General features: G+C 45.1%; 27 protein-coding genes, 5 tRNA genes and 1 pseudogene. 24 read left to right on the top strand and 9 right to left on the bottom strand.

The window, feature by feature from the left end; translation table 11 throughout:
- Positions 1-235 precede the first annotated feature (235 nt).
- The 5 genes and pseudogenes from QTN94_RS12440 to rsgA form a co-directional block, all read right to left on the bottom strand.
- Positions 236-1,123 (bottom strand): DMT family transporter, encoded by an 888-nt coding sequence (locus QTN94_RS12440; RefSeq protein WP_331427796.1) that lies wholly within the window; start codon positions 1,121-1,123, stop codon positions 236-238.
- A 73-nt stretch (positions 1,124-1,196) separates the two neighbouring features.
- A pseudogene (locus QTN94_RS12435) lies at positions 1,197-1,391 on the bottom strand (methyl-accepting chemotaxis protein); the annotation flags it as partial.
- A gap of 194 nt (positions 1,392-1,585) precedes the next feature.
- Positions 1,586-3,001, bottom strand: coding sequence for an SLC13 family permease (locus QTN94_RS12430; protein WP_269378487.1), 1,416 nt, complete (start codon positions 2,999-3,001; stop codon positions 1,586-1,588).
- A 181-nt stretch (positions 3,002-3,182) separates the two neighbouring features.
- The gene (gene asd / locus QTN94_RS12425; RefSeq protein WP_138971446.1) at positions 3,183-4,046 is read right to left on the bottom strand and encodes an archaetidylserine decarboxylase; all 864 of its coding nucleotides are present in this window, start codon (positions 4,044-4,046) and stop codon (positions 3,183-3,185) included.
- A 111-nt stretch (positions 4,047-4,157) separates the two neighbouring features.
- The gene (gene rsgA / locus QTN94_RS12420; protein WP_331427795.1) at positions 4,158-5,213 is read right to left on the bottom strand and encodes a small ribosomal subunit biogenesis GTPase RsgA; all 1,056 of its coding nucleotides are present in this window, start codon (positions 5,211-5,213) and stop codon (positions 4,158-4,160) included.
- Between the two features lie 127 nt (positions 5,214-5,340).
- Between rsgA and orn the strand changes: the two genes are divergently transcribed.
- Positions 5,341-5,886 carry an oligoribonuclease gene (gene orn / locus QTN94_RS12415; RefSeq protein WP_331418527.1) on the top strand — a complete coding sequence of 182 codons (546 nt, stop codon included), beginning with the start codon at positions 5,341-5,343 and terminating at the stop codon, positions 5,884-5,886.
- Between the two features lie 53 nt (positions 5,887-5,939).
- Here the strand turns inward: orn and QTN94_RS12410 are convergent, their stop codons facing one another.
- The gene (locus tag QTN94_RS12410) at positions 5,940-6,650 is read right to left on the bottom strand and encodes a hypothetical protein (protein ID WP_331418528.1); all 711 of its coding nucleotides are present in this window, start codon (positions 6,648-6,650) and stop codon (positions 5,940-5,942) included.
- A gap of 320 nt (positions 6,651-6,970) precedes the next feature.
- Here QTN94_RS12410 and QTN94_RS12405 point away from each other — a divergent pair.
- The 5 genes from QTN94_RS12405 to QTN94_RS12385 all read left to right on the top strand — a co-directional run bounded on the left by QTN94_RS12405 (position 6,971) and on the right by QTN94_RS12385 (position 7,563).
- Positions 6,971-7,046, top strand: a tRNA-Gly gene (locus QTN94_RS12405).
- 41 nt (positions 7,047-7,087) lie between these two features.
- Positions 7,088-7,164 (top strand) — tRNA-Met (locus tag QTN94_RS12400).
- Positions 7,165-7,182: 18 nt separating this feature from the next.
- Positions 7,183-7,258 (top strand) — tRNA-Gly (locus QTN94_RS12395).
- A 41-nt stretch (positions 7,259-7,299) separates the two neighbouring features.
- Positions 7,300-7,376, top strand: a tRNA-Met gene (locus QTN94_RS12390).
- 111 nt (positions 7,377-7,487) lie between these two features.
- A tRNA-Gly gene (locus tag QTN94_RS12385) sits at positions 7,488-7,563 on the top strand.
- 669 nt (positions 7,564-8,232) lie between these two features.
- Here the strand turns inward: QTN94_RS12385 and queG are convergent.
- The gene (gene queG / locus QTN94_RS12380) at positions 8,233-9,345 is read right to left on the bottom strand and encodes a tRNA epoxyqueuosine(34) reductase QueG (protein WP_331418395.1); all 1,113 of its coding nucleotides are present in this window, start codon (positions 9,343-9,345) and stop codon (positions 8,233-8,235) included.
- Positions 9,346-9,544: 199 nt separating this feature from the next.
- On the opposite strand from queG, the gene tsaE reads away from it, so the two are divergent.
- The 9 genes from tsaE (at position 9,545) to QTN94_RS12335 (ending at position 18,887) form a co-directional block, all read left to right on the top strand.
- Positions 9,545-10,009, top strand: a complete 465-nt coding sequence (tsaE, locus tag QTN94_RS12375) for a tRNA (adenosine(37)-N6)-threonylcarbamoyltransferase complex ATPase subunit type 1 TsaE (RefSeq protein ID WP_331427794.1) — start codon at positions 9,545-9,547, stop codon at positions 10,007-10,009.
- The gene (locus tag QTN94_RS12370) at positions 10,003-11,727 is read left to right on the top strand and encodes a LysM peptidoglycan-binding domain-containing protein (RefSeq protein WP_331427793.1); all 1,725 of its coding nucleotides are present in this window, start codon (positions 10,003-10,005) and stop codon (positions 11,725-11,727) included. Before tsaE ends, QTN94_RS12370 begins: the two co-directional genes overlap by 7 nt.
- 16 nt (positions 11,728-11,743) lie before the next feature.
- The gene (gene mutL, locus QTN94_RS12365; RefSeq protein WP_331418399.1) at positions 11,744-13,684 is read left to right on the top strand and encodes a DNA mismatch repair endonuclease MutL; all 1,941 of its coding nucleotides are present in this window, start codon (positions 11,744-11,746) and stop codon (positions 13,682-13,684) included.
- A gap of 2 nt (positions 13,685-13,686) precedes the next feature.
- Entirely contained in the window at positions 13,687-14,637 is a 951-nt protein-coding gene (gene miaA, locus QTN94_RS12360; RefSeq protein WP_331427792.1) for a tRNA (adenosine(37)-N6)-dimethylallyltransferase MiaA, read from the top strand.
- Between the two features lie 189 nt (positions 14,638-14,826).
- Entirely contained in the window at positions 14,827-15,093 is a 267-nt protein-coding gene (hfq, locus tag QTN94_RS12355; RefSeq protein ID WP_138971627.1) for an RNA chaperone Hfq, read from the top strand.
- A 40-nt stretch (positions 15,094-15,133) separates the two neighbouring features.
- Entirely contained in the window at positions 15,134-16,423 is a 1,290-nt protein-coding gene (gene hflX, locus QTN94_RS12350) for a ribosome rescue GTPase HflX (protein ID WP_138971628.1), read from the top strand.
- A 45-nt stretch (positions 16,424-16,468) separates the two neighbouring features.
- A complete protein-coding gene (hflK, locus tag QTN94_RS12345) occupies positions 16,469-17,656 on the top strand; it encodes an FtsH protease activity modulator HflK (RefSeq protein ID WP_269378534.1) in 1,188 nt (395 codons plus the stop codon).
- Between the two features lie 2 nt (positions 17,657-17,658).
- Positions 17,659-18,636 carry a protease modulator HflC gene (gene hflC / locus QTN94_RS12340; RefSeq protein ID WP_331418401.1) on the top strand — a complete coding sequence of 326 codons (978 nt, stop codon included), beginning with the start codon at positions 17,659-17,661 and terminating at the stop codon, positions 18,634-18,636.
- Positions 18,637-18,698: 62 nt separating this feature from the next.
- Positions 18,699-18,887, top strand: coding sequence for a DUF2065 domain-containing protein (locus QTN94_RS12335; protein ID WP_331427800.1), 189 nt, complete (start codon positions 18,699-18,701; stop codon positions 18,885-18,887).
- Here QTN94_RS12335 and QTN94_RS12330 read toward each other — a convergent pair.
- Both QTN94_RS12330 and QTN94_RS12325 read right to left on the bottom strand, forming a co-directional pair.
- Positions 18,881-19,108, bottom strand: coding sequence for a SlyX family protein (locus tag QTN94_RS12330; RefSeq protein WP_331427791.1), 228 nt, complete (start codon positions 19,106-19,108; stop codon positions 18,881-18,883). The two genes, QTN94_RS12335 and QTN94_RS12330, sit on opposite strands and share 7 nt — an antisense overlap.
- Positions 19,109-19,110: 2 nt before the next feature.
- Complete coding sequence (locus QTN94_RS12325) at positions 19,111-20,091, bottom strand: WD40 repeat domain-containing protein (protein ID WP_138971632.1); 981 nt, start codon at positions 20,089-20,091, stop codon at positions 19,111-19,113.
- A gap of 136 nt (positions 20,092-20,227) precedes the next feature.
- Here QTN94_RS12325 and fkpA point away from each other — a divergent pair, with 136 nt between their 5' ends.
- The 9 genes from fkpA to QTN94_RS12280 form a co-directional block, all read left to right on the top strand.
- Positions 20,228-21,016 carry an FKBP-type peptidyl-prolyl cis-trans isomerase gene (gene fkpA / locus QTN94_RS12320; RefSeq protein ID WP_331427790.1) on the top strand — a complete coding sequence of 263 codons (789 nt, stop codon included), beginning with the start codon at positions 20,228-20,230 and terminating at the stop codon, positions 21,014-21,016.
- 188 nt (positions 21,017-21,204) lie between these two features.
- A complete protein-coding gene (locus QTN94_RS12315) occupies positions 21,205-21,927 on the top strand; it encodes a helix-turn-helix transcriptional regulator (RefSeq protein ID WP_138971634.1) in 723 nt (240 codons plus the stop codon).
- Positions 21,924-22,319: a sulfurtransferase complex subunit TusD gene (gene tusD / locus QTN94_RS12310; RefSeq protein ID WP_138971635.1), complete on the top strand. Its 396-nt coding sequence runs from the start codon at positions 21,924-21,926 to the stop codon at positions 22,317-22,319. Before QTN94_RS12315 ends, tusD begins: the two co-directional genes overlap by 4 nt.
- Complete coding sequence (gene tusC, locus QTN94_RS12305) at positions 22,316-22,672, top strand: sulfurtransferase complex subunit TusC (protein ID WP_331418404.1); 357 nt, start codon at positions 22,316-22,318, stop codon at positions 22,670-22,672. Before tusD ends, tusC begins: the two co-directional genes overlap by 4 nt.
- A 13-nt stretch (positions 22,673-22,685) precedes the next feature.
- Positions 22,686-22,961 carry a sulfurtransferase complex subunit TusB gene (tusB, locus tag QTN94_RS12300; RefSeq protein WP_331418405.1) on the top strand — a complete coding sequence of 92 codons (276 nt, stop codon included), beginning with the start codon at positions 22,686-22,688 and terminating at the stop codon, positions 22,959-22,961.
- A 189-nt stretch (positions 22,962-23,150) separates the two neighbouring features.
- Positions 23,151-23,525, top strand: a complete 375-nt coding sequence (gene rpsL / locus QTN94_RS12295) for a 30S ribosomal protein S12 (RefSeq protein WP_004399892.1) — start codon at positions 23,151-23,153, stop codon at positions 23,523-23,525.
- A gap of 100 nt (positions 23,526-23,625) precedes the next feature.
- Positions 23,626-24,096: a 30S ribosomal protein S7 gene (gene rpsG / locus QTN94_RS12290; protein ID WP_045957025.1), complete on the top strand. Its 471-nt coding sequence runs from the start codon at positions 23,626-23,628 to the stop codon at positions 24,094-24,096.
- A 154-nt stretch (positions 24,097-24,250) separates the two neighbouring features.
- Positions 24,251-26,350 carry an elongation factor G gene (fusA, locus tag QTN94_RS12285; RefSeq protein WP_331427789.1) on the top strand — a complete coding sequence of 700 codons (2,100 nt, stop codon included), beginning with the start codon at positions 24,251-24,253 and terminating at the stop codon, positions 26,348-26,350.
- Positions 26,351-26,505: 155 nt separating this feature from the next.
- The coding region (locus QTN94_RS12280) for a GTP-binding protein (protein WP_331427788.1) at positions 26,506-26,762 on the top strand (257 nt) is incomplete at its 3' end.

The following is a 26,762-nucleotide window of genomic DNA, read 5'->3' as shown; positions in this document are numbered from 1 at the left end:
ATGACCTCGTCAAATTTCAAAGTAACTTTGGAAACAAAATTAGCGTAATTTTACTACACTTTTTAACCAAAACTGTAGGTTAAGATCAAATATTGTTTGCTAAATAATGTTGCTATCTTTCACGCGACTCAAAATGTATTCAAACTACACCGTTCGAGTGATTTGCTTCAATTGCTCCATTTTCACCTGTCTAATGAAAAAAGAAAGTCGGAAATACCTATTGTTATAATCGCTACTAGCTGACCAGTATCCCAGTACCAGCAACCGCGATAATTGCCCCAATCCATGCGAAGCGATTAGGGCGTTTACCTGAATAAATCCAAAGTATAGGCAACAACATGATGGGTGTCGTCGAAGAGAGCAGAGCAACCATACCGACATTCCCTTGCTGAAGTGCATAAAGGATAAGTGTCATCCCAACCGCCATAGCTAGGAAGCCGTTAAGGGCTGTAATAGAGAAAATTTTGATATTGATTGGGCGAGTAGCACGAGCGAGTTTCGCTCCTGTTAGATAGAACAAGCAGTGTGTGGCAAACGCAGTCATCATTCTCATTGCCGATGCCGCGATGGGGTCGATTTCCGTTTGCATCACAGGTTTGGCGATGATGCCTCCCAGTGCTTGGCACAGGGCTGCCAATAGTCCTAAGCAAACGCCAACCCAGACTTTGCCATTTATGGACTCTAATTGGTTATTGGACTGACCTTTTCTACCAAAGAAGATTGCCGTTAATACGCCTGAGAATACCAGTCCAGAACCTAATAGCTCTAGATGAGTCATGGTCTCGCTAAACAAGAAGTAACCGAGAATGGCAGAAAAGACAGCGTGACACGAAAACAGCAAGCCAGCTTGCCGTGGGCCCATACGATTCAAGCACGCAAATAGCGCCGTATCACCGATGAAGATACCAATCACACCAGATAGCATCATCGCAGATATGGCGCTGCTTTCCACGCTAGCCCAGCCGCCTGTCAACAGCGCAATCGACGCGAGGATAGCGGAGGTACATCCCATACGCCAACGGCTATAAGCAAACGTACCTAAGTGCTGAGCCGGAACCACAGAGAGTATGCTGGCAACTGCCCATAAAAACGCAGCTGCCAGTGCCAGCCATTCATAACCCATCGACTCCATGTCCTTGTGATGTGGGAGTAATACAGGCTGACAATATGCATCAAAATAGACTTAAAACAAAGCGTTAAACCTTAAAGCGTCCCACTTCTGCTCGCATGGTTTCAGCCGAGTGGCGCATGTTGTTCGCACTCGCACTACTCTGAATCGCTTGTTCTGCCAGAACGTCAGATGCGTCTTTGATACCTTGAGTGTTGCGACTAATGTCTTCACTCACCGCACGTTGTTCTTCGGCAGCACTGGCAATTTGTAGAGCCATGTCTCTAGATAGCAATGACCGCCACATATTCTCACTTTGACAGTGAGAAGGGGGTACTTTTATATCCGACTGATTTTATATCTGAAATTGGTTAATTGAGGTGATCCATGTATTGAATTTACTAATTAACCATTTTATTTGTAAGGTTTAATGGGTTGGGTTTCGTTGAGAAGAACAACCAAACCCAACTCTCTGTCTTAAGTCAGAAGCAGAGCACCAGCATAGACAATCGACAACCCAATCACACCGATGATGAGACCTGTTTTCGCCATATCCTTACTTTCAATTAATCCGGTTGAATAAGCCAAAGAGTTTGGTGGTGTAGAGACTGGTAGAATCATGCCCAGTGAGGCTGAAAACGCGACGACAACGAGTAGAGCCTGTAAGCCACCAACAGAAGCAAGACTTTCCATAGAGGCACCAATAGCCGCAGCAATGGGCATCAATAAGTTTGCCGTTGCGGTGTTAGACATAAAGTTTGCCATCAGCCAACAGATGAGCGACATGGTCAGAACAACGGCAATCGGAGACAACGACTCATAATCAACAGCGTGTGCCAGAGCTGACGCAAGCCCTGTTTTATCAAGACCAATACCAATCGCTATCCCCCCGGCAACCAGCCAGAGTACATCCCAGTTGATCAATTTCAGTTCGGCTTTCCCCATAATGCCCGTTAAGGTAAACACGGCTAGAGGGATGATGGAGACGACATAGGTGTTCATGCCATGAATCTTAGTAGTCATCCACAGCAGGATGGTCGTCGCGAATGTAGCGTAGACCACAATGGCTCTCCAATTCTTCTGGAACTGACCATCAAGTTTGAGTTTCATGGTTTGCTGAGAGGAAGGGAAAAGTTTTTGCAGCAAGAACCAAGCAATAGTCAGTTGAACAATGACAAACGGTAAGCCCATCATCATCCAGCTAAGAAAGTCGATACTGTTTTCGCCTGTCAGATATTGAAGTGCAATCGCGTTTGGTGGTGTACCAATTGGTGTTGCGATACCGCCTGTATTGGCTGCGATAGGGATGCACAGTACCAGAGCCTTGATACCCAAATCTCCTTTTGGTGCAGAAGCGACAATCGGACCAAGTAGTGCAAGCATCATCACCGTGGTAGCCGTGTTAGACATAAACATAGAGAAAATGGCGGTAATGAGCATTAGACCTAGCATGATGAATTTAGGCTGGTGGCCGAATGGCTTAAGTAAAACGCGCGCAAGGTTGTTATCAAGTTCATACTTTGACGCGGCAATAGCAAGAGCAAAACCGCCCATGAAAAGAATGATGATCGGTGAAGAGAACGCGCTGAAGATATCGGTGTAATTCATTAATTCACCAAGATCATGCCCACTAGGTGGCGTTCGGAACAAGTGGAGTCCTTTGTTCGAAATCATAACCAGTTCAAGCGCAATAATGAGTATCGATGTAGCAAAAACTGGAACGGGCTCTAATACCCACAGTAGCGCAGCAAGAAGAAAAATGGCCAGTAAGCGATGCTGAATCAATGTTAAGTCATCAATCGGAATCCAATCGATAGGCATAAACAATACAGCAATGGGCAGACCGAAACTGACTAAGAGTTTGATGACGATTCCTGATTCTACCTTGGGCATAGAGAAGGTGACCTCACAGATAACTTGATGAGGCTATAGATTAATTTACAAACAATGTCAGGTCTTAGAGCTAGTCTAGAGTTTTGTTAAACAATTGAATTTGTTGAGTGGGATTTGTTTTGCGTCAATAAAAAGCCCCGAACTTTCGGGGCTGATAACAGTTACCGGTTTGGTACTCATTTTACGCTTGTTTAGTATGAGCGTATGCAGTACCCATTACGGTTGCTTGACCATTCTGCATTGATTCATCAAACACGATGGCATCTTTTGCAAACAAGTTGATAACAGTTGAGCCAAGTTTAAAGCGGCCCATCTCTTCGCCTTTCTTGAGAATAACGGATTTATCACCTTCAGCTGGGTAATCCCACTTGTATACCGTGTTACCGCGAGGTGGTGTTACCGTACCTGCCCAGACTTGCTCTATACTGCCTACGATGGTTGCGCCAACAAGCACCTGTGCCATAGGGCCAAATTCGGTATCAAAAATACACACAACGCGCTCATTGCGAGCAAATAGGTTAGGTACGTTTTCTGCTGTCAGTGGGTTTACAGAGAACAGGTCGCCAGGTACGTAGATCATCTGACGCAATGTACCATCGCATGGCATATGTACACGGTGATAATCTCGTGGTGACAAGTAAAGAGTGGCAAACTCACCTTCTGCAAACTCTGCAGCTAGAGCTGCGTCGCCGCCGAGCAGTTCTTGAGCAGAAAAGTCGTGACCTTTTGCTTGGATTAGTTTTCCATCTGTAATTGGACCAAACTGGCTCACGCACGCGTCAGCTGGATGAGTAATGATTGACTCACCTTCAGTGATAGGTCGCGCTCCCTCTTTGAGTTCACGGACAAAGAATTCATTGAACGTCTTAAAATGCTTAGGATCAGAGTGAAGCGCCTCGTCCATGTTGACGTTGTACTGTTTGATAAACCAGCGAATGATCGCTGTTGTTAGACCGCCAGCCTTTGCAGAAGCTAGCTTGCCCACTAAGCGCGTTAGGCCATGTTGTGGAATCCAATATTGCAGTCCAACTTTAATCTTATCCATTGTGTTCAATTCCAATGTTATTTGCTTGATTGACTATATTCTGGGCGCGAGATGTTACTCAAATTGCACCCAAAAGTCAGTAGTTGCGATAGTTTGCTTACAAATTTGCGATTATAAATCGGCTTTTTTGTTTCGAGAATATTGGCGATTGGCTTTCATCTCCACCATGCTCTCCAAGATTCGATGATAGTTGTCGAAGCGAGTTTGGTTGATTTCACCCTCTTCGACAGCTTGGCGCAATGCACAACCAGGATCGTCATTGTGCTTGCAGTCACGGAATTTGCAGCCGCCTAGGAAAGGTCTGAACTCGACGAAGGCTTTAGTGATTTCGTCCGCTTCCAAATGCCAAAGACCAAATTCACGCACCCCAGGTGAGTCAATCAAATCACCGCCTGTGGGAATGTGGTAAAGGCGAGAAGCTGTCGTTGTATGTTGACCTAAGCCCGAGTTTTCAGAAATTTCACCTTCTTCCACATTGAACTGAGGCATCAATGCGTTAACCAGGCTGGATTTACCAACACCAGACTGTCCAACGAAAATGTTAATTCGGTCGGTAAGCTCGGTTTCTAGCTCCTTGATGCCTTCACCTGTCTGTTTACTCACAAAGAGTACCTTGTAGCCAATTTTCTCGTATTCGGCTAACCATGTTTTGTATTCAGCGAGCTGTTGTTCTTCTAGTAAATCAATTTTATTCAGAACCAGCAGCGGCGCAATGTTCAGCGTTTCAGAAGCAACTAGGTAGCGATCAATGATATTGAGCGATAACTCGGGCAATACAGAAGAAACGATCACCATTTGATCAACGTTGGCAGCCACAGGTTTAAGGCCGTCATAGTAGTCTGGGCGTGTTAGTACAGAGGTTCGAGGCTCTACGGCTTCGACAACACCACTGATCCCTTCCATTGACTCGAGACCCGGACGCCAAATGACCTTATCGCCAGACACTAAGGTTTCAATGCCACGACGCAAGTTACAACGCTGAATGTCACCGGTTTTAAGATCTTCGATATCTGCGTGTTGCCCAAAACGAGTGATAACCAGGCCAGACTTACTGTTACCAAGCATAGATTCATCCCACTGGATTGACTCTTCTTGATCGAGTTTGCGCTTCTGGTTATGACGCACGCGCCTTACCTGACCTTTGGTTAGCTTTTTCTTTTTAGCCACGTTTCTCTACTTCAATTGATTAATTTATTGAGTGATACCAGCAAGAAGGAGAACATCTCAAACTATCTTGGGTATCGGAATTTGGGTATAGTACCTTTTTTATCAGAAAACCAATAGGCAACGATTTATGTCCTTTAGCGATCAGAATTTGATTTGGATAGATTTAGAGATGACAGGACTAGACCCTGAAACTCATAAAGTCATCGAAATTGCTACCATTGTCACCGATAGTGAATTGAATATTTTAGCTGAAGGACCCGTACTTGCCATTCATCAGCCTGAAGAAGAACTGCTAAAAATGGATGAATGGTGTACCACAACCCATACCGGTAGTGGTTTAGTCGAGCGTATTCGCAATAGTAAGATTGATGAGCAAGAAGCCGTTCGTCAAACAATAGAATTTCTAGAAAAATGGGTACCCAAAGGCAAATCACCAATATGCGGTAACAGTGTTGGGCAAGATCGCCGTTTCCTCTACAAACACATGCCTGAGTTAGAAGAGTACTTCCACTACCGATACATTGATGTTAGTACGTTGAAAGAATTGACTCGCCGTTGGAAGCCTGAAGTGCTGGACGGATTTTCGAAAAAAGGCAGTCATTTAGCCTTGGATGACATCCGAGAGTCGATTGCAGAGCTGCAATACTACCGCAATACCATTATTTCAATCTAACAAAATAGAGCCAGCATAATTGCTGGCTCTATTTTTATCTGAGCTAAGTCCGATTAAGGGACTGGCAAGAAAGCGAACTGAGCGACGCCTTGTACAACCTTAGTAATGCTTCGATTCGTCTTGTCGGCGACAATCAAAGCCATCATGTCTTGAATCATAACCATCTTGGAAAATAGGCGATCAAAGCTTATGTCGGATCCATCTTCATCGAAGGAATTGCTGTAGATGAGAGGATTACCTTGGCTGTCTTTGCGATGGTAGAGACGCCAAACAAACACTTCGATATTGCGAGCGCTGTTGTAGAGAGATTGTTCATCTAGAGAGTCGAGAATAAAGAATTCTTGCTGGTGGTTGTATGAACGTCTGAGCATCTCGGACAAACCGACGACGGCGGCAAACACCCTGTCACCTTGATAGTTATCATCAAAACTCAGCAAAATCGCGTCAATCCCGGTGACACCGTTAAGTTCGTCAAAAATGAGAGGAGGGAGGTCGATACTATCTTCAACACCAAAAATTTGTGCGATACGGCTGTCTATGGTTGCTTGAGGATTTTTCTTTAGCTGGATTGGATTTCGCACATACAGTTTTCGGGTTAGCTCGACCATTTGTTCTTTCAATTGTCGAGCGTGAACGTCCATAACAAAATCCACATCACTTTTACCCAAGTTGCGTACAGGTTTCGGGATCGAGCCACATCCTACAATGAAGGCGACCAGAATCAGGGTTATCAGGGCTTTCCAATAGTGCTTGAGGTATGACATGGATAAGAGAACCTACTACGACAACGCTTAAATGCATGATTCGTTTGGGGGATTTATAGACACTAGTTATATATAAAATGTGATGGGCCTGCGACCTACATGGCGTAAAAGGCTGTACAACATCGCATTTTAAACTCTTGTTCAGACTTAAACTTCATCATGCGAAGCCTAGGTTCTGTATAAATATCAAGCTTGTTTGTCTATTGGTGTGCGCTTTTTATCCAAACGAAAAAAAAATAGATTATTTTTGCATGAAGGACTTGCATCACAAAAAAATGCACTTATAATTCGCAGCCCTGAACAGCGGAAACGTTGTTGATGCGACACTAGCTCAGTTGGTAGAGCGCAACCTTGCCAAGGTTGAGGTCACGAGTTCGAACCTCGTGTGTCGCTCCAAATTTACAAGCGCTCATCATGCTTTGAATGGTGAATACGGACGCGGGATGGAGCAGCTTGGTAGCTCGTCGGGCTCATAACCCGAAGGTCGTCGGTTCAAATCCGGCTCCCGCAACCAATTCTCTTTTGAGAATATGCGACACTAGCTCAGTTGGTAGAGCGCAACCTTGCCAAGGTTGAGGTCACGAGTTCGAACCTCGTGTGTCGCTCCAAATTTACAAGCAATCATCATGCTTTGAATGGTGAATACGGACGCGGGGTGGAGCAGCTTGGTAGCTCGTCGGGCTCATAACCCGAAGGTCGTCGGTTCAAATCCGGCCCCCGCAACCAAATTTATAGGTGTTGTGATTCGCTAGCTCGTCGGGCTCAGCCATTCATAAAACCTTGCGAAGGTCTCTGGTTCAAATCCGGCCCCCGCAACCAATTCTCTTTTGAGAGTATGCGACACTAGCTCAGTTGGTAGAGCGCAACCTTGCCAAGGTTGAGGTCACGAGTTCGAACCTCGTGTGTCGCTCCAATTTAAAAGCCTTCATCGTGCTTAACGATGAAGAATGCGACACTAGCTCAGTTAATCGAGCACAGCCTTGTCAAGGTTGAGGTCACGCCTTTCTGTTTATGAATAGGGAACCTCGTGTGTCGCTCCAAATCTCCTTCAAATGACAAGCTCGTTTGAATAGACCTTTAAGGTCACCGCTCTTTAGCTAATGCTGCGAAGCATGAACCCCAAAATTGTAAAAAGTCCTCCTAGTACTAGGTGGGCGTTTTTATGCCTCAACGAAAAATCTCAGCATACCTATGCTCAGGGAATCACTATAGCAAACACCATGTGGGCTAGGTCTCTACGCATTCGTCAACAGAGTTATCCACAGTTTTGCCAATGTGGATAAGTTGGTGGGTAACCTGATTTTTCACTATGTATAAAGCTTGACTAAAACGATCTTTTTGCTTAAAGAGGATTCTTTAAATTAACAAAATCCTTAGTAAGTCGTTGTTTTTAAAGTGATAAATTGTAATTTCTGCTATTTAGCTGAAGTGAGAAATAGATCATTAAGTCACTATTTTTTGATCCCAGTCATTTCCACACAATGTGATTAACTTCTTCACTTGTAAGAAAATGAGCATTCTCTCTTGGTTTTTTCCACATTTAGAGCTAAATCAAGTTCTGAACTGTCATGCTCGGCAAGCATTATGCATCTCTAGGCAATCCTTTCTCTACAATTCGAATTAGTCTAGCCAATTTATTGGATGCTGATGGAAGTTGCGATTGTTGCTGAGCCAATGCCCAGTGGATATGCGTATCTAAAACGTCGCTCAAGCCGATACGCTGCTGGAGAGCGTCGACAATTGCTGACGAATAAGGCGCATTACCCATTGCGATAGAGAGATTACGCATCCATTGAAGGTGACCAATACGGCGGATTGCGGAACCTTCCATATTTTTGAGAAAGGTTACCTCATCCCAAAGAAAGAGCTCCGTTAGGTCTGCTTTTTTTAATGCCTCTCTACGATGAAAGTCTTCCTGATGAGTGACTTCAGCGAATCGGTTCCAAGGACAGACCAATTGACAGTCATCACAGCCGTAAACTCTATTTCCCATTGCCTGACGAAATTCTTCCGGAATCACACCATCGTATTCGATCGTGAGATATGAAATGCAGCGTCGAGCATCGACAACGCCGTCGTCGATAATGGCTTGTGTCGGGCATGAGGCAATGCAGGACTGACACTTGCCACATTGTTCAGTACTAGGTTGATCAACGGGCAGTGGCAAGTCGATGAGTAACTCTCCAAGAAAGAACCATGAGCCACAATCTTTATCTAGGATGAGGGAATGCTTACCAGTCCAACCTAATCCGGCTTTTTGCGCCAAGGGCCTTTCGAGTATTGGGGCGGAGTCAACGAATGGGCGATAGCCGAACTGACCCACTTCTTGTTCTATTTTTTGGCCTAGTTTTTTAAGCTGGTTGCGGATAAGTTTGTGGTAGTCACGTCCAAGAGCATAACGACTGATATAAGCTTGTGTTGGATCGGATAAGTTTGATGCAAATTGCGCTTCAGGAGGGAGATAGTCCATTCTGACGGAGATAACACGAATTGTGCCAGGCAAGAGTTCGCTTGGGCGTGCTCTCATCATGCCGTGACGCGCCATCCAGTCCATTTCACCGTGATAACCAGCATCTAACCATTTTTGTAGCGCCGCTTCATGCTCGGACAGATCGATGTCGCAGATCCCTACTTTTTGGAAACCGAGTTCTTGGCCCCAACTTTTGATCTTGTCTGCGAGCGCTTGGTAGTTCATGCTGGTGTGTTCCTGATTAAGGGGGCAGGATCTTAACGGATCTTATATTTAGGATCTAGCTGGTAAAAAAAGAAAAACGGCAAGAAATCGCTGATTTTTCGTTTTACTTACACAAGAGCTCTTGTCTCTCAAATCCAACCCAGTTTACTATTCCTGTTATTTTAGATTTTATATAGTCACAGCGTAGAGATTGATCTTGATGACCACCAAACAATTTGCCCTTACAGATGAACAGGCCACGATTCAATTAGGTACCGCACTGGCACAGTTGTGTTCTCAGCAAACCACTATTTATCTGCATGGTGATTTGGGGGCAGGCAAAACAACCTTTAGTCGTGGTTTTGTGCGTGCGCTGGGTCATCAGGGGAATGTAAAAAGCCCTACCTATACCTTGGTTGAGCCTTACCAGCTTGATCAGTGGCAAGTTTATCATTTTGATCTTTATCGCCTAGCTGATCCTGAAGAACTTGAGTTCATGGGGATCCGTGATTATTTCACCCCTGATGCTATCTGCCTTGTGGAATGGCCAGAAAAAGGACAAGGTTTGTTGCCTGCTGCCGATCTTGATATTGATCTTCGTTACGATGGTGAGGCACGAGTCGTTCAACTCACGGCAAATAATCCCTATGGAAGTCACTTATTAGAACAGTTGGAGTTATGTTGAAGAGCCGTTTATTAAGAGCTGTATTTTTTCCATTTTTTGTTGCTCTTACTCTTTTCTCCGGTTTTAGTTTCGCGAATGCTCTTGAGGGCATTCGCGTTTGGCCATCTCCAGATGAAACAAGAGTTGTTATAGATTTAAAATCTGAAGCTGACTTCAGTTACTTTACCCTTTCCAGCCCTGAGCGGTTAGTAGTGGACCTCAAGCAGACCACGCTGAGTACTAAGCTACCACTGACGATTTCTGATAGTCCGGTACTGAAAAAAATACGCCAAAGTTCCCCTCCAGAAAAAGGCACCTACCGTTTAGTGTTTGAACTAAAGCGTAAAGTGAATCCCCAGTTGTTTAAGCTGGCACCGACACCCGGTGGGCAGTATGGTCATCGCTTAGTGATTGATATGCCACATGACAGTTCTGGCGCGTCAGCACCTGCAACGACACCAACCAACAGCAAAACGACGGTCAGCCGAGATGCGTCTCAGCTGCATGGCACGGCCGACATTGTGGTTGCTATTGATGCGGGTCACGGTGGTGAAGACCCAGGCTCGATTGGTCCAACAAAAAAATATGAAAAACACGCGACTCTAGCCGTTTCGAAGAAGGTGGCTGCGCAAATCAATGCTGTTCCAGGCATGAAGGCGGTGCTAACTCGTGGGGGGGATTACTACGTCAATTTGAATAAGCGTTCGGAGATTGCACGTAAAAATAAAGCGCACCTCTTAGTGTCAATTCACGCCGATGCATTTCATACTCCTCAACCTAGAGGTGGCTCAGTCTTTGTTCTGAATACACGCCGTGCAAACTCGGAAATTGCTCGTTGGGTAGAGAATCATGAGGAACAGTCACAACTGCTTGGTGGCGCTGGTGAAGTACTGGCTAAGAATAATAATGATAAGAATGTCAGTCAGACGCTACTGGATTTGCAATTTAGCCATTCTCAGAAAGAGGGCTTTAAGGTAGCCACTAAGATTCTGAGTGAAATGACCCGTTCGGGGATCTATCTACATAAGAAAGACCCAGTTAATGCGAGTCTTGCGGTATTAAAATCACCAGACATCCCTTCTGTACTGGTTGAGACAGGATTTATTTCTAACCCAACAGAAGAAAAACTCCTCTTTCAACGCAGTCATCAGGATAAGTTAGCTCAAGCTTTAGCGAAGGCGATAGTCCAGTATTTTGAAGCCAATCCGCCGGAAGGCACTCTGTTTGCGAACCGTGGGAAAGCGATCAAGCATAAAGTGTCTCGTGGTGAGTCATTGTCTGTTATCGCCAACAAATACGGAACGTCGACTAAAGCGATTATGCAGGCTAACAAGCTGAAGAGCAGTAGTCTGGCGATCGGTCAGATGTTGACGATTCCAGGTTCTAGTGGTGCGATAGCTGTACCGCAGATTAAGAACCCTGTAGAAACTAAAACACTCACTCACGTGGTTCAGCGTGGTGAGTATCTAGGTAAAATTGCCACCAAATACAAGGTGTCGGTTGATGCGATTAAGCGAGAGAATAGTCTCAAATCAGACACGCTTAAGTTGGGTCAAAAACTCAAGATCACAGTGAGCTTGAAAGATCAGCCATTGCGTAAGCACACGGTTAAACGTGGTGAGTTCCTTGGTAAGATTGCCAGCAATTATGGTGTGAGTGTTGCCAGTCTTCGCGAAGCGAACAACTTACGCTCTGATCAACTCGCGGTGGGTCAGGTACTCATTATCCCACGCAACTAAAGATTAAGTAGCCAATATGACGATTAGAATTCTTCCAGCTCGTTTAGCGAACCAGATAGCAGCTGGCGAGGTGGTAGAAAGACCAGCTTCCGTGGTCAAGGAGCTGGTTGAAAATAGCTTAGATTCAGGCGCTACACGCATCGATATCGATATCGAAAAAGGCGGAGCTAAGCTGATTCGTGTTCGTGATAATGGTAAAGGAATCGTCAAAGAGGAACTCGGTCTTGCTTTAAGTCGACATGCGACTTCCAAGATCCATACCCTTGACGATCTTGAAGCGATCATCAGTCTAGGGTTTCGCGGTGAGGCTTTGGCTAGTATCAGCTCTGTCGCACGTCTAACTCTGACCTCTCGTCCAGCCACTCAGGAGCAAGCTTGGGCTGCATACAGTGAGGGGCGAGATATGCAAGTGAAGCTTCAGCCTGCAGCTCATCCGATTGGTACCTCGGTTGAAGTGCTGGATCTTTTCTTCAATACTCCGGCTAGGCGTAAATTCCTTCGTACCGAAAAAACCGAATTTACGCATATTGATGAGTTACTTAAACGCATAGCGTTGAGTCGATTCGACGTTACGATCAACCTCAGACATAACGGTAAACTGGTCAAACAGTACCGAGCTGCGAAGACAGAAGCTCAGGCCGAGAAGCGCATAGCGGCAGTTTGTGGCAATAGTTTTGTACGTAATATGCTTAAGATAGAGCTTGAGCATCAAGGACTGAAACTGCATGGTTGGATAACCACCCCTGAAGGTGCAAGGCAGCAAAGCGATCTACAGTATTGCTATGTAAATGGGCGGATGATGAGAGACAAGTTGATCAATCATGCTATCCGTCAGAGTTATGAAACCAGCCTGCGACCAGATCAATTTGCAACTTACGTTCTGTTTATTGAACTCGACCCGCATCAAGTTGATGTCAATGTGCACCCAGCAAAGCATGAAGTTCGTTTTCATCAAGCTCGTTTAGTGCACGATTTTATCTATCAGGCTCTAAGTGATGCGCTGGCACAAAGTGCGTACATCGACAAGCCTCAGCATACAGCGTCCGCATTTCATTCTGAACCTGAACAAGCTCCTGCATCGCTAAGTGAATTGTCGGAGGCTACAGGGGTATCGCAACAAGAGTATCAGGCGATTGAAGCTATTCCTTCGTATCCTGGCAAGGCGGACTATCAAAGCCACCGAGATTCGTTACGTGAATCGCCACCCCGCAATGAGTGGCATGAGTCCAGAGCGGAGCCAAAACCTCGAGTTACCGAGCGATACAGTGAGCCCGCGCCTAGCAGGCAAGAAGTGAAGGCGTATCAAGAGTTATTGAAGACTCCAGAGTTCCACTCAGCACATATGGAGAATCAAACGTCAATTCAGAATCATACTGAACCAATGAGTGGTGATACGGTCGAAACACTGGGCAAAGCGATCTCTATTGCGCAAGGTCGTTATCTGGTCATGGGAGATAAGTCTGGAACTTGCTTGGTGAACTTAGCAAAAGCGGAATGGCTTCGTATTAATGGTCAATTGTCGACGCTCCATGGGGCGTTGAAAAGCCAACCTTTACTCGTTCCACTGTCGCTAAAGTTGGATCCAGAGCTTTTGCAGGTGGCAGAGCGTTTGGACTCGGTACTTAAAAAGTTTGGAATTGAGCTTAAGACACGCAGCAATAAAGCGCTAATGGTTATGGGAGTACCTCAACCATTAAGGCAACAAAACTTACAACAACTGGTTCCAGATCTGCTATCTTACGCCGCTTCGTATGTCGCGACATCGAATTCGCTCAGCGATCCTCAGATCGCAAGTTGGTTAAGTGATCGCATTACTCAAGTGAAAAGCGACTACACTCTGTCGGAAGCAATTCAGATCATCGCTGATCTCGAACAGCTATGGCAAGATCGGCTTCCATTGGGTGACAAGACGTTTGTGAGACCCGTTGATTTTTCTGCAACGATTGCAGCATTTTAGATATGAATAACAGTGAATTACCGTTGGCTCTGTTTTTGATGGGGCCAACCGCATCAGGCAAGACTGATCTCGCAATACGTTTGCGAAAAAAATTTCCAGTAGAGATCGTTTCTGTTGATTCAGCTTTGATCTATAAAGGTATGGATATTGGCACGGCAAAACCGGATGCCAATGAACAGCAGCAAGCACCACATCGTTTGATTGATATTTTAGATCCAAGTGAATCGTATTCGGCGGCGGATTTTCGCCGAGATGCATTAAACGAAATGAACGATATTGTAGAACAAGGTAAGATCCCACTCTTAGTGGGCGGCACTATGTTGTACTACAAAGCGTTGTTGGAAGGTTTATCACCTCTGCCTGCTGCCAATCCTGAAATCCGTCAGCAGATTGAGCAAGAAGCATTGGCTCAAGGTTGGGATAAGCTCCACTCTCAACTGATAGAGATTGATCCTGTCTCAGCTGGGCGAATCCACCCGAATGATCCACAAAGGTTATCAAGGGCATTGGAAGTTTATCGAATTTCAGGTAAAACTCTAACTGAGCTGACTCAAACCAAAGGTGATAGCCTGCCGTTTAGAGTTAAACAGTTTGCAATAGCTCCTAAGGAAAGGGCTGAACTCCATCGTCGGATAGAGCTTCGCTATGAAAAAATGATTGAAGCAGGGTTTGAAGAAGAGATGAGAGCTTTATATGCTCGCCAAGATCTTCATCCTGATCTTCCGTCAATTCGTTGCGTTGGTTACAGACAGATGTGGGACTATTTGGATGGGAATTGCACGTTAGATGACGCCATCTTTAAGGGCGTATGTGCAACCCGCCAGTTGGCCAAGCGACAGATTACCTGGTTACGCAGCTGGGATAATTTAACTTGGTTAGATAGTGAAAACATTGAACAAGCACTAGAAACTGTTTCAAATGCAATAGCATCTGAAGGTTTTAGCTGTGTATAATGTGATCGCTTTTGCGTGAATTTGCCCTGTAAAGGATCTGTTACTTGAAATTTCGGTCTAAAGCCGTCATAACAGGTAGCGACAGGGTGTTATTTTATTCGTTTAGCTCAGAGCAAAGGTCGCATATTTTAATGCAGCGCACCACTAGCTAAATAACTAAAACAAAATTACAAAATAAGGAAAATAAAAATGGCTAAGGGGCAATCTCTACAAGACCCATTCTTAAATGCATTACGTCGTGAACGTATTCCTGTATCAATCTACCTTGTAAACGGAATTAAACTGCAAGGTCAGATCGAATCATTTGATCAATTTGTTATCTTGCTGAAAAACACAGTTAACCAAATGGTGTACAAGCACGCAATTTCTACGGTAGTTCCTGCTCGTCCAGTGAGCCACCATAGTGGTGAACCGCGCCCACAAGGTGATCGTCAGCAAGACAAATCAGAAGATTAATTCTCTGAATTACCCAATTAGTTTTTAAGGAGTTGATTGCTTGTTTGACCGTTATGAAGCCGGTGAGCGAGCCGTACTTGTTCATGTCAACTTCACGCAAGAAGGGGAGTGGGAAGATCTCAGTGAGTTTGAGATGCTGGTCTCTTCAGCTGGCGTATCTGCGTTACAAGTTGTAACAGGCAGTCGTCAGTCACCACACCCTAAATACTATGTCGGAGAGGGTAAGGCTCAGGAGATTGCACAAGCGGTGCAGCTTTCTGATGCTGATATTGTGATTTTTAATCACGCCCTCTCTCCTGCCCAAGAACGTAACCTAGAAGCGTTGTGTAAATGTCGAGTTTTGGATCGCACTGGTTTGATCCTAGATATTTTTGCTCAACGTGCCCGCACCCACGAAGGTAAGCTTCAAGTTGAACTTGCACAGTTACGCCATATCTCTACTCGATTGATTCGTGGTTGGACACACCTTGAAAGACAAAAAGGTGGTATTGGTTTACGTGGACCAGGTGAAACTCAGTTAGAAACTGACCGACGTTTATTGCGTGTTCGTATTAAGACCATACTTCGCCGTTTAGAAAAAGTGGCGAAGCAACGTGAGCAAGGTCGCCGAGCTAGAAATCGAGCGGAAATCCCGACTGTCTCTTTGGTGGGGTATACCAACGCAGGTAAATCTACTTTATTTAACCGAATTACCTCAGCGGGTGTTTACGCGGCAGATCAGTTATTTGCCACACTTGACCCCACGCTACGTAAAATTGAGTTAAATGATGTTGGCCCAGCGATTTTGGCGGATACCGTAGGTTTTATTCGTCATCTTCCGCATGATCTTGTTGCTGCCTTTAAAGCAACACTGCAAGAAACTCAAGAAGCTGACATTTTGTTACATGTTGTTGATGCCAGCGATGACCGTTTTCGTGAGAATATTCAAGCTGTTCATATAGTGTTAGAAGAAATTGATGCCCATGAGGTGCCATCTCTTCTGGTGATGAACAAAATTGATAATCTCGAAGACCAGAAACCAAGAATCGAACGTGATGAAGAGGGTGTACCTCGCGCCGTTTGGGTTTCGGCAATGGAAGGCATCGGTATTGAACTGCTGTTTGAGGCGTTGAAAGAGCGTCTTGCTAGCCAGATGGTTCAATATCAATTGCGAATTCCGCCACAACACCAAGGGCGAATTCGTAGTACATTCTTCCAAATGAAATGTATTCAACGAGAAGAATATGATCAGGATGGTGACTTGTTGATTGATGTTCGCATGCAACAGGTGGATTGGTCTAGACTTGAAAAAAGAGAAGGGGCAGTTTTACGTGACTTTATAGTTACTTAAATGACTGCTACAGTATAACGTCATATCTAATGATGGAGCTTTCTAATGGCGTGGAATGAGCCTGGTAATAATAACGGCAACAATGGCCGCGATAATGACCCTTGGGGGAATAATAATCGTGGTAACAAAGGTGGCCGTGATCAAGGACCGCCAGACTTAGACGAAGTATTTAATAAACTGAGTCAGAAACTGGGTGGAAAGTTTGGTGGTAAAGGTGGTAAAGGTTCGTCTATCGGTGGCGGCGGTGCACTAGGTTTTGGTGTCATTGCTATCATTGCGATAGCAATTTGGTTCTTTGCTGGCTTTTACACCATTGGTGAAGCTGAGCGTGGTGTTGTGCTACGTCTAGGTAAGTATGACCGTGTGGTCGATCCAGGCTTGAACTGGCGCCCTCGCTTTATTGATGAGTATGAAGCGGTCAACGTACAGGCAATTCGTTCATTACGTTCATCTGGTCTAATGCTGACCAAAGATGAAAACGTTGTGACGGTTGCAATGGACGTTCAGTACCGTGTAGCTGACCCATACAAGTATCTATACCGCGTGACAAACGCAGATGATAGCTTACGCCAAGCTACAGATTCTGCTCTACGTGCGGTTGTTGGTGACGCATTGATGGATAGTATCCTGACAAGTGGTCGTCAGCAGATTCGTCAAAGCACACAGGAAACGTTGAATTCGATTATCGATAGCTACGATATGGGTGTGGTTCTAGTTGACGTCAACTTCCAGTCAGCTCGTCCGCCAGAGCAAGTAAAAGACGCTTTTGATGATGCAATTGCGGCTCGAGAAGATGAAGAGCGTTTTGAACGTGAAGCAGAAGCTTATCGCAACGATATCTTGCCGAAAGCGACGGGTCGTGCAGAACGTTTGAAGAAAGAGGCACTTGGTTACTCTGAGCGTGTCGTTAACGAAGCGCTAGGTCAGGTTGCTCAGTTTGAGAAACTGCTACCTGAATACCAAGCAGCACCAGAAGTTACTCGTAACCGTCTGTATCTAGATACAATGGAAGAAGTTTACAGCAGTACTTCTAAGGTTCTGATTGATTCTGAATCAAGCGGTAATTTACTGTACTTGCCGATCGATAAGTTAGCAGGTGAAGCTCAAACTCAAACCAACCGTAAGGTGAAGGAAACTTCAGCTTATGACCAGATTGAGCTTGAATCTCAGCAATCCGATAGCACTTCAGACTCTCAATCTCGTTCAACTGGTTCACGTCAAGGGAGATATTAAGAATGCGTAAGTTAATGATCCCTGTATTAGTTGTAACAATTGCTCTACTGCTGATGTCAGTATTTGTGATTCAAGAGGGTGAACGTGGTTTGGTTATTCGATTTGGTCGTGTTTTAGATGACAACGGCGTATCGAAAATTTACGAGCCTGGCCTCCATTTTAAGATGCCACTGTTTGACCGTGTTAAAACGTTAGACGCTCGCATCCAAACAATGGATGGTCGTTCAGACCGCTTCGTAACGTCAGAGAAAAAAGACGTTATCATCGATACCTACGTGAAGTGGCGTATTGAAGATTTCGGTCGTTTCTATCTAACAACGGGTGGCGGTAACGTATTGACTGCTGAAGCACTTTTAGAGCGTAAAGTAACAGACGTACTTCGTTCTGAGATTGGTGCTCGCGAAATCAAGCAAATTGTATCGGGTCCACGTAATAACGACGTGTTACCAGACAGTGCTGATAGCGAAGAAGTGACGACTGAAGCTGCAAAAGAAGCGTTAGAGATTGATGGTGAGCGCGACAAGATCATGGCCAATGTACTGGAAGGTACTCGTGATAGTGCTCTAACTGACCTTGGTGTTGAGATTGTTGATTTCCGTATGAAGAAAATCAACCTACCTGACAACATCAGTGATTCAATCTACAAACGTATGCGTGCAGAACGTGAGTCGGTTGCTCGTAAGCACCGTTCTCAAGGTCGTGAGCGTGCGGAGGTTATCCGCGCTCAGGCTGAGCTAGAAGTCGCAACCGTTCTTGCTGAAGCCGATAAAACAGCGCGTGTTACACGCGGTGAAGCCGATGCGAAAGCAGCGAAAATTTACTCTAGTGCGTACAATAAAGATCCTGAGTTCTACAGCTTCTTACGCTCACTGAAGGCTTATGAGAAATCGTTCAGTGAGAAGAGTGATATTCTGGTATTGGATCCTAAGAGTGAATTCTTCCAATACATGAATAATGCTGCTGGCGCACCGTCAAAGTAAGATTCATTAAGTAACAAAAAGGCTCCGATATACGGAGCCTTTATTTTTTCATGAGGACAATGATGTCGAATGCACTCTGGTTAGCTTTTGGTTTAGTCTTGATTGTCGAAGGCTTAGGCCCGTTATTCGCACCAAAAGGATGGCGAAACATGGTCGCTCAATTGAGTGAACAATCCGATCATCAATTGCGTAGAATTGGGGGCTGTTTAGTGGTTGCTGGAGCCGTGATCGTCTACGTCTTTTCTCAATAATGAGGTGGTGGCGTCTCTTGTGAAGGATCGGCAAGACTTGAAGAATCGATATTCTTCACTTTTCCTACCACATACTTCATTTGATCTTGCATCTTGGTTATCAGCAATTGTTGCTGACTCAACGCATCGTTAAGTTCTTCGATCGTTTGTTCTTGAAACGCCAACTGACACTCTAAGTCGTTTACGCGCTTTTCTAGCTGTTCAACCTGCTGCTCTGTCATCACTAATAATCCACATTCCAAGCTTGGGCAATACCAGCCGAGGTTCCCGAAATAACACGGTTCTGGCTGTCAAAGGCAGCATCATACACCACTGCGCGAGGAGGGCGAGTATCTTTTAGTGGTTCCGCCTCAAATCCATCGACTCGTTTACCAGTCTTAGTATTCCATACCATGATTCGACTTGAAGGCGTGCCGGTAACAAGGTACTGACCGTCATCAGAAAAGCGCGCAGTTGAGAAGATCAGCTGGCGCGAGAAACTGCTTAGTGATGACAGCTGCTCACCGGTCTTAAGATCCCAGATAATCGCCTGATTACCTCCGTCTGAGGTGAAGGCATAATCACCATCCCTGTGCAGAGCGACACGATTAACTCGTTGCTCGTGTTCAAAGGTCTTGAGTATTTGTCCAGTTTGGGTATCCCACAGGTAAGCTTTGTAGTCGTTTCCTCCAGATAAAGCGAAGCGTCCGTTTGGTGATAGAGCAACAGAATTGACTTTTTCGTTATGGGCGAGGAACTCTAATCGCCGTCCGGTGACTAAGTTGACGTAGATGGCTTTGCCATTTGAAAGACCAAGCAGCACTTGATCACCATTGCTAGCGATGTCGATATCCCTAATGAGTCCATCTGAGATAGACCATAAGCCTTGCGCTTGAGTCCATGCTAAGTCCCAAACTGCAAAGTTAATTTGTGTTGCAGTAACGGCAAAACGGCCGTTGTCTGAGATTCTGATTCGAGAAACGGTACTTGATTGAGGGTCTTGTGGACCTAATGAGGCAAGCTGTTGACTTTCGCTTAGATCCCAAAGCACCAGTTGATGCTCCTTGGAATAGAGCAATGCAAAGCGTGCGTCTCGACTTAGCGCAAAACTGGTTGTTCCTTTAGGTTCAATTGTCCATCGTTGAGCGTCTTGGCTGGAGAAAAAGCAGCCATTTAACGCTGAAATGACAATGGTGATGAGTAGTGAGTTAAAAATAATACGCATTTGGTACCATTCTTCACCTAGTGTAGGTTTAAAAACGACATATATTAGTTATATTGGTACAACATGTTCGTGCACACCAGTGGAAATTCCATATTTGTGCGCAAAGACAAATGGTTAGCCATTATTGGAGAAATTAATGAAATCAATTTTTAAAGTGTCACTGCTTGCTGCAACGGTTGCGTTAGCTGCTGGCTGTCAGAAAGAAGAAGAACCAAAAACAGAAGCAGCACCAGCGGTTGAGCAAGTGCAAGCTGAGACGGGCAAACTTGTTCACTTCAAAACAGAAGATGACAAAGCTGCTTACGCTATCGGCGTTTCTTTTGCTAACTACTTGAGCACGAGCCTAGACAAGCCAAGCGAAATCGGCATTACGCTGAATAAGGAACTTGTGCTTAAAGGTATTGAGCACGTATTTGCTGGTAACCCTGAGCTGAATGAAGAAGAAACACGTGCAGCGTTAGAAGCTTTAGATAAGCGTGTTGCTGAAACAATGCAAAAGCAAGCGGCAGAAAAAGCCGCGGCAGCTAAGCAAGATGGCGACGCATTCCGTGCAGAGTTTGAAAAGCAAGACGGTGTAGTGAAGACTGAATCGGGTCTGCTATACCAAGTGTTGACTCCTGCAGAAGGCGAGAAACCGGCTGATACAGACACCGTTCAGGTTCATTACAAGGGTACCCTTATAGATGGAACTCAGTTCGACAGTTCTTACGATCGTGGCGAACCTGCAACTTTCCCACTTAACCGCGTCATTCCTGGTTGGACTGAAGGTGTTCAGTTGATGTCTGTCGGCTCTAAATTTAAGTTCGTTATTCCGCCAGAATTAGCTTACGGTGAGCAAGACACGCCGACGATTCCTGCAAACTCGACGCTAGTATTTGAAGTTGAGCTACTCAAAGTAGATAACGGCGAAGATGCGGCTCAATAGTCATTGAGTGCATTCCAATCGAAAGGTCTGAGTTATGTCAGACCTTTCTTTTTTTTAACGTTTTGATAAACAGAGATGCTATTTTTTTTGTTCTAAATCACTAGATAGCCGCTTAGCTAGAGGCTCTCATCAAAATTTCTGATAAACTTACATCAATTTGTTGATTTATCGCTCTAAGGCTTAAAAAAGTGACAACTACAGAAACAGTAAACACGGATATGTTGCTCGAAATGGAATCTGTGAATGTGATGCCATTTAGTGAGCACGATAAGATCATTCTCAGATCATACGAAGCTGTTGTTGATGGAATTGCGAGCCTGATTGGCCCGTTTTGTGAAATTGTTCTTCACTCACTTGAAGATTTAAATACATCCGCGATCAAGATTGCCAACGGTGAAAACACTGGTCGTCAAGTGGGTTCACCGATTACAGACTTAGCGCTTAAAATGCTTCGAGATATAGAAGGTTCTGAGCGCAACTTCTCTCGTTCTTACTTCACACGAGCTAAGGGTGGAGTATTGATGAAGTCAATCACAGTGGCTATTCGCAATGGTGAGAATCGAGTAATTGGTCTTTTGTGTGTCAACGTTAACCTTGATGCGCCTTTCTCTCAGGTTCTTCAATCATTCATGCCAACGGAAGAAGCGAAACAAGCTGCGTCATCTGTGAACTTTGCTAGTGATGTTGAAGAGCTGGTCGACCAAACTGTTGAGCGTACTATTGAAGAAATCAATGCGGATAAGTCGGTTTCGAACAACACCAAAAATCGTCAGATAGTGATGGAACTATACGACAAAGGTATTTTTGACATTAAAGATGCAATCAACCGAGTTGCTGATCGTCTCAATATATCTAAGCATACGGTTTACCTATACATTCGTCAGCGTAAGACTGAGGATGAAGAAAGGTGAACCGCTTGACTTATACGCTGGTGGTTAATGGTTCCGTCTACGGTAGCCAATCAGCGCGTAGTGCTTATCAATTTGCTCAAGCCGTTATCGAACAGGGACACACTCTGGTTAGCGTATTCTTCTATCAAGATGGCGTAAATAACGGCAGTGCGTTAACCGTGCCTGCCAATGATGAGTTTGACTTAGTCAAAGCATGGCAGAGTCTAGCGAATCAGCATAGCGTGCGCCTCGAAACCTGCGTTGCGGCTGCGTTGCGGCGTGGAGTAGTGAGTCAGGATGAAGCGAATCAGCATGGCTTATCTCAAAGTAACTTAGCGGAAGGTTTCCAGCAGGCAGGGTTAGGTAGCTTGGCAGAAGCCATGTTAGTTCAAGATAGAGTAGTGCAGTTTTGAGTCAGTTAACTTATTTATTTCGTAGTGCGCCTCACGGTAGCTCCGCTGGTCGAGAAGGCGTTGATGCGTTACTTGCTGCGTCAGCGTATTGCGAAGACATCAGTGTTATTTTCAGTGGTGATGGGGTTTATCAGCTACTTCAAGGACAGCAGACGAGCGATATTCTTAGCAAGGACTACGCACCTATGCTAAAGCTGTTTGACCTCTACGACATAGAGCAAGTTTATGTGTGTGAGTCGTCATTGGCCGAGCGTGGATTGCTTCAAGCAGATCTCGTCTTGGATGCTCAAAAGCTATCGCAAAGTGAGCTCGCTGCCCTGCTTCACCAAGCCGGTAAGATCCTGACATTTTAGGTAGTGGTATTACATGCTCCATATCGTTAAAACCATTCAGGCAATTGAAGAGGCAGTAAAGGTCTATACCCAAGGTGACCAGCTACTGCTAATCGAAGATGCCGTATACAGTGCCAATCCACAGCACAAAACCTATCCTCTTATTCAAGGGTTGAATATCGCTGTATTAAAAGCGGACGTTGATGCGCGTGGAATCACCAACCGTATCAGCCCATCGTTACTCTTGGTTGACTATAGCGGGTTCGTCAATTTGACCGTTGAGTCCACTAATTCGATAACTTGGCAATAACCAAATCATTCTCAGTCAAAAGTGTCGCTGTGCTTTTACACATCGTAGGTAGAAGTTGAGCAAAAAAGATCCGTATATTTCTTGACACACCTCTCACTGCTGAATAGAATTTTGCGTCCCTAACTACCACTAGTGGTTAGGGATAGATTTTTCACAAAGCTTACTTTCAAGTAAATCAGGAGCTAGTTAATGGCAACTATTAACCAGTTGGTACGTAAGCCTCGTGCAAAGCAAGTTGTTAAAAGCAACGTGCCTGCACTAGAAGCGTGCCCACAAAAACGTGGTGTATGTACTCGTGTTTACACTACTACACCTAAAAAACCTAACTCAGCACTTCGTAAAGTTTGTCGTGTACGTCTGACAAATGGTTTCGAAGTAACTTCGTACATCGGCGGTGAAGGCCACAACCTTCAAGAGCACTCAGTTGTTCTAATCCGTGGTGGTCGTGTTAAAGACCTTCCAGGTGTGCGTTACCACACTGTTCGCGGCGCACTAGACTGTGCTGGCGTAAATGACCGTAAACAAGGTCGTTCTAAGTACGGTGTGAAGCGTCCTAAGTCTTAATGGAATCCGTTAAGTAAGGCCAAACACTAAATTATTTTTAATTTTTTGAAAAAACTGAAAAGTTTTGGATAAAACCTGAAGAAGACAACGGAGAAAATCCATGCCACGTCGTCGCGTCATTGGTCAGCGTAAGATCCTTCCAGATCCAAAGTTCAAATCTGAACTGCTGGCAAAATTCGTTAACATCCTAATGGTTGACGGTAAAAAATCTACTGCAGAGAAAATTGTTTACACTGCACTAGACACTATGGCTGAGAAATCTGGTAAAGATCACTTAGCTGTATTTGAAGAAGCTCTTGAAAATGTTCGCCCAGCGGTAGAAGTTAAATCTCGCCGTGTAGGTGGTTCAACTTACCAAGTACCTGTAGAAGTACGTCCGGTTCGCCGTAACGCACTTGCTATGCGTTGGTTGGTTGAAGCTGCGCGTAAGCGTGGTGAAAAATCTATGGCTCAACGCCTAGCTGCTGAAATGCTAGACGCGTCTGAGAACAAAGGTACTGCGGTTAAGAAACGTGAAGACGTTCACCGCATGGCTGACGCAAACAAAGCGTTCGCACATTACCGTTGGTAATACCTTTCAGCGCCGCGGGACTCCCCGCGGCTCTACTCTAGTTCCTATGCGCAAGCTTAGGAACTATTGCTATATCTAGGGCAAGCAAAAAGCACCAAAAACAGGCTAAATTAACTAGAGATAGCAATAGTCCCTAATTCAAGAGGATTCAATCGTGGCTCGTAAAACACCTATCGAGCGCTACCGTAATATTGGTATCGTCGCTCACGTAGACGCAGGTAAAACAACCACAAGTGAACGTATTCTGTTCTACACAGGTCTTTCTCATAAAATCGGTGAAGTGCACGATGGCGCTGCTACCATGGACTGGATGGAGCAGGAGCAAGAGCGTGGTATCACAATTACCTCAGCTGCGACTACAACTTTCTGGCGTGGTATGGAAGCGCAATTCCAAGACCACCGCATCAACATTATCGATACTCCTGGACACGTAGATTTCACTATCGAAGTAGAGCGTTCATTACGCGTACTTGATGGTGCTGTTGTTGTGTTCTGTGGTTCATCTGGTGTTGAACCTCAATCTGAAACTGTATGGCGTCAAGCTGACAAGTACCACGTTCCACGTATGGTATTTGTTAACAAGATGGACCGTGCAGGTGCTGACTTCTTACGTGTTATTGATCAAATCAAAAACCGTCTTGGTGCGAACCCTGTTCCAATCCAGCTTAACGTTGGTTCGGAAGAGAACTTCACAGGTGTTATCGACCTGATCAAGATGAAGATGATCAACTGGAACGAAGAAGATCAAGGTACAACCTTCACTTACGAAGAGATCCCAGCAGACATGCTAGAAATGGCAGAAGAGTGGCGCAACAACCTTGTTGAGTCGGCTGCTGAAGCGTCTGAAGAGCTGATGGATAAGTACCTTGAAGAAGGCGAACTGACTGAAGCTGAAATCAAGCAAGCTCTACGTACTCGTACACTGAATAACGAAATCGTTCTTGCCACTTGTGGTAGTGCGTTCAAAAACAAAGGTGTTCAAGCAGTACTAGACGCGGTTGTTGAGTACTTACCTTCTCCGGTAGATGTTCCAGCAATCAAAGGTGTTGACGAAAACGACAATGAAGTTGAGCGTCATGCAGACGACAACGAACCGTTTGCAGCACTGGCATTTAAAATTGCGACAGACCCATTTGTTGGTACGCTAACCTTTATGCGTGTTTACTCTGGTGTCGTGAACTCAGGTGATGCGGTTTACAACTCTGTTAAGCAGAAGAAAGAACGTTTTGGTCGTATTGTACAGATGCACTCAAACAAGCGTGACGAAATTAAAGAAGTTCGCGCGGGTGACATTGCTGCCGCGATCGGTCTTAAAGACGTTACAACAGGTGATACGCTGTGTGATATTAACCACAAGGTTATTCTAGAGCGTATGGAGTTCCCTGAGCCAGTTATTCAGATCGCTGTAGAGCCACGCTCTGTAGCAGATCAAGAAAAAATGGGCATTGCTCTAGGTAAACTAGCAGCAGAAGACCCGTCATTCCGCGTCGAAACGGATGACGAAACAGGTCAAACTTTGATTTCTGGTATGGGTGAGCTTCACTTAGATATCATCGTTGACCGTATGAAACGTGAATTCAGCGTTGACTGTAATGTAGGTAAACCTCAGGTTGCTTACCGTGAGACTATCCGTGGTAGTGCGGAAGTTGAAGGTAAATTTGTACGTCAATCTGGTGGTCGTGGTCAGTACGGTCACGTATGGATCAAACTGGAGCCATCTGAACCTGGCGAAGGTTTTGTCTTTGTTGACGAAATTGTGGGTGGTGTTGTTCCTAAGGAATACATCAGCTCGGTATCGAAAGGTATCGAAGAGCAAATGAACAGTGGTGTTCTAGCGGGTTACCCAGTGCTAGATATTAAAGCAACACTATTCGATGGTTCTTACCACGATGTTGACTCTAACGAGATGGCGTTTAAGATCGCCGGCTCGATGGCATTCAAGAAAGGTGCACTAGAAGCGCAACCAGTTCTTCTTGAGCCAATGATGAATGTTGAAGTAACCACTCCAGAAGACTGGATGGGCGATGTTGTAGGTGATCTTAACCGTCGCCGTGGCATGATCGCAGGTATGGACGAGGGCGTGGCGGGTATTAAGATCATCCGTGCTCAAGTGCCTCTATCTGAGATGTTTGGCTACGCAACAGACCTACGCTCTGCAACTCAAGGCCGTGCGTCTTACTCTATGGAGTTTTACGAGTACGCTGAAGTACCGAAAAACTTTGCAGAGAAAATCATTGCAGACCGTGGTTACTAATAAATCGTCTTGAACTGAAAAAAAAGTCCAGCTTTTTTTGAAGATCAATGCGTCCAAATATTGCGCTGACTGGCGTTGGCGCATAAAATAGCAATTTCTGGCGCGTCTCGATCAATTCGGATCGTGGCGAATCATAACTAGGAAGGAACACGATCGTGTCTAAAGAAAAATTTGAACGTACTAAACCGCACGTTAACGTTGGTACTATCGGTCACGTTGACCACGGTAAAACAACTCTAACTGCTGCTATCTGTACTACTCTAGCTAAAGTGTACGGCGGTGAAGCGAAAGACTTCGCATCTATCGATAACGCTCCAGAAGAGCGTGAGCGCGGTATCACAATCTCAACTTCTCACGTTGAGTACGACACTCCAACTCGCCACTACGCACACGTAGACTGTCCAGGACACGC

This window comes from Vibrio sp. M250220, from assembly GCF_036533795.1.
Classification (GTDB): Bacteria; Pseudomonadota; Gammaproteobacteria; order Enterobacterales; family Vibrionaceae; genus Vibrio.
The sequence above is the reverse complement of the archived record's forward strand: the minus strand, read 5'-3'. Positions and strand labels throughout refer to the sequence as shown.

What these genes read in the sequence shown, in the direction of transcription:
- QTN94_RS12440 (WP_331427796.1), bottom strand. Translation starts at nt 1,123, where the DNA reads ATGGGTTATGAATGGCTGGCACTGGCAGCTGCGTTTTTATGGGCAGTT.
- QTN94_RS12430 (WP_269378487.1), bottom strand. Translation starts at nt 3,001, where the DNA reads ATGCCCAAGGTAGAATCAGGAATCGTCATCAAACTCTTAGTCAGTTTC.
- asd (WP_138971446.1), bottom strand. Translation starts at nt 4,046, where the DNA reads ATGGATAAGATTAAAGTTGGACTGCAATATTGGATTCCACAACATGGC.
- orn (WP_331418527.1), top strand. Translation starts at nt 5,341, where the DNA reads ATGTCCTTTAGCGATCAGAATTTGATTTGGATAGATTTAGAGATGACA.
- QTN94_RS12410 (WP_331418528.1), bottom strand. Translation starts at nt 6,650, where the DNA reads ATGTCATACCTCAAGCACTATTGGAAAGCCCTGATAACCCTGATTCTG.
- queG (WP_331418395.1), bottom strand. Translation starts at nt 9,345, where the DNA reads ATGAACTACCAAGCGCTCGCAGACAAGATCAAAAGTTGGGGCCAAGAA.
- tsaE (WP_331427794.1), top strand. Translation starts at nt 9,545, where the DNA reads ATGACCACCAAACAATTTGCCCTTACAGATGAACAGGCCACGATTCAA.
- QTN94_RS12370 (WP_331427793.1), top strand. Translation starts at nt 10,003, where the DNA reads ATGTTGAAGAGCCGTTTATTAAGAGCTGTATTTTTTCCATTTTTTGTT.
- mutL (WP_331418399.1), top strand. Translation starts at nt 11,744, where the DNA reads ATGACGATTAGAATTCTTCCAGCTCGTTTAGCGAACCAGATAGCAGCT.
- miaA (WP_331427792.1), top strand. Translation starts at nt 13,687, where the DNA reads ATGAATAACAGTGAATTACCGTTGGCTCTGTTTTTGATGGGGCCAACC.
- hfq (WP_138971627.1), top strand. Translation starts at nt 14,827, where the DNA reads ATGGCTAAGGGGCAATCTCTACAAGACCCATTCTTAAATGCATTACGT.
- hflK (WP_269378534.1), top strand. Translation starts at nt 16,469, where the DNA reads ATGGCGTGGAATGAGCCTGGTAATAATAACGGCAACAATGGCCGCGAT.
- hflC (WP_331418401.1), top strand. Translation starts at nt 17,659, where the DNA reads ATGCGTAAGTTAATGATCCCTGTATTAGTTGTAACAATTGCTCTACTG.
- QTN94_RS12335 (WP_331427800.1), top strand. Translation starts at nt 18,699, where the DNA reads ATGTCGAATGCACTCTGGTTAGCTTTTGGTTTAGTCTTGATTGTCGAA.
- QTN94_RS12330 (WP_331427791.1), bottom strand. Translation starts at nt 19,108, where the DNA reads ATGACAGAGCAGCAGGTTGAACAGCTAGAAAAGCGCGTAAACGACTTA.
- QTN94_RS12325 (WP_138971632.1), bottom strand. Translation starts at nt 20,091, where the DNA reads ATGCGTATTATTTTTAACTCACTACTCATCACCATTGTCATTTCAGCG.
- fkpA (WP_331427790.1), top strand. Translation starts at nt 20,228, where the DNA reads ATGAAATCAATTTTTAAAGTGTCACTGCTTGCTGCAACGGTTGCGTTA.
- tusB (WP_331418405.1), top strand. Translation starts at nt 22,686, where the DNA reads ATGCTCCATATCGTTAAAACCATTCAGGCAATTGAAGAGGCAGTAAAG.
- rpsL (WP_004399892.1), top strand. Translation starts at nt 23,151, where the DNA reads ATGGCAACTATTAACCAGTTGGTACGTAAGCCTCGTGCAAAGCAAGTT.
- rpsG (WP_045957025.1), top strand. Translation starts at nt 23,626, where the DNA reads ATGCCACGTCGTCGCGTCATTGGTCAGCGTAAGATCCTTCCAGATCCA.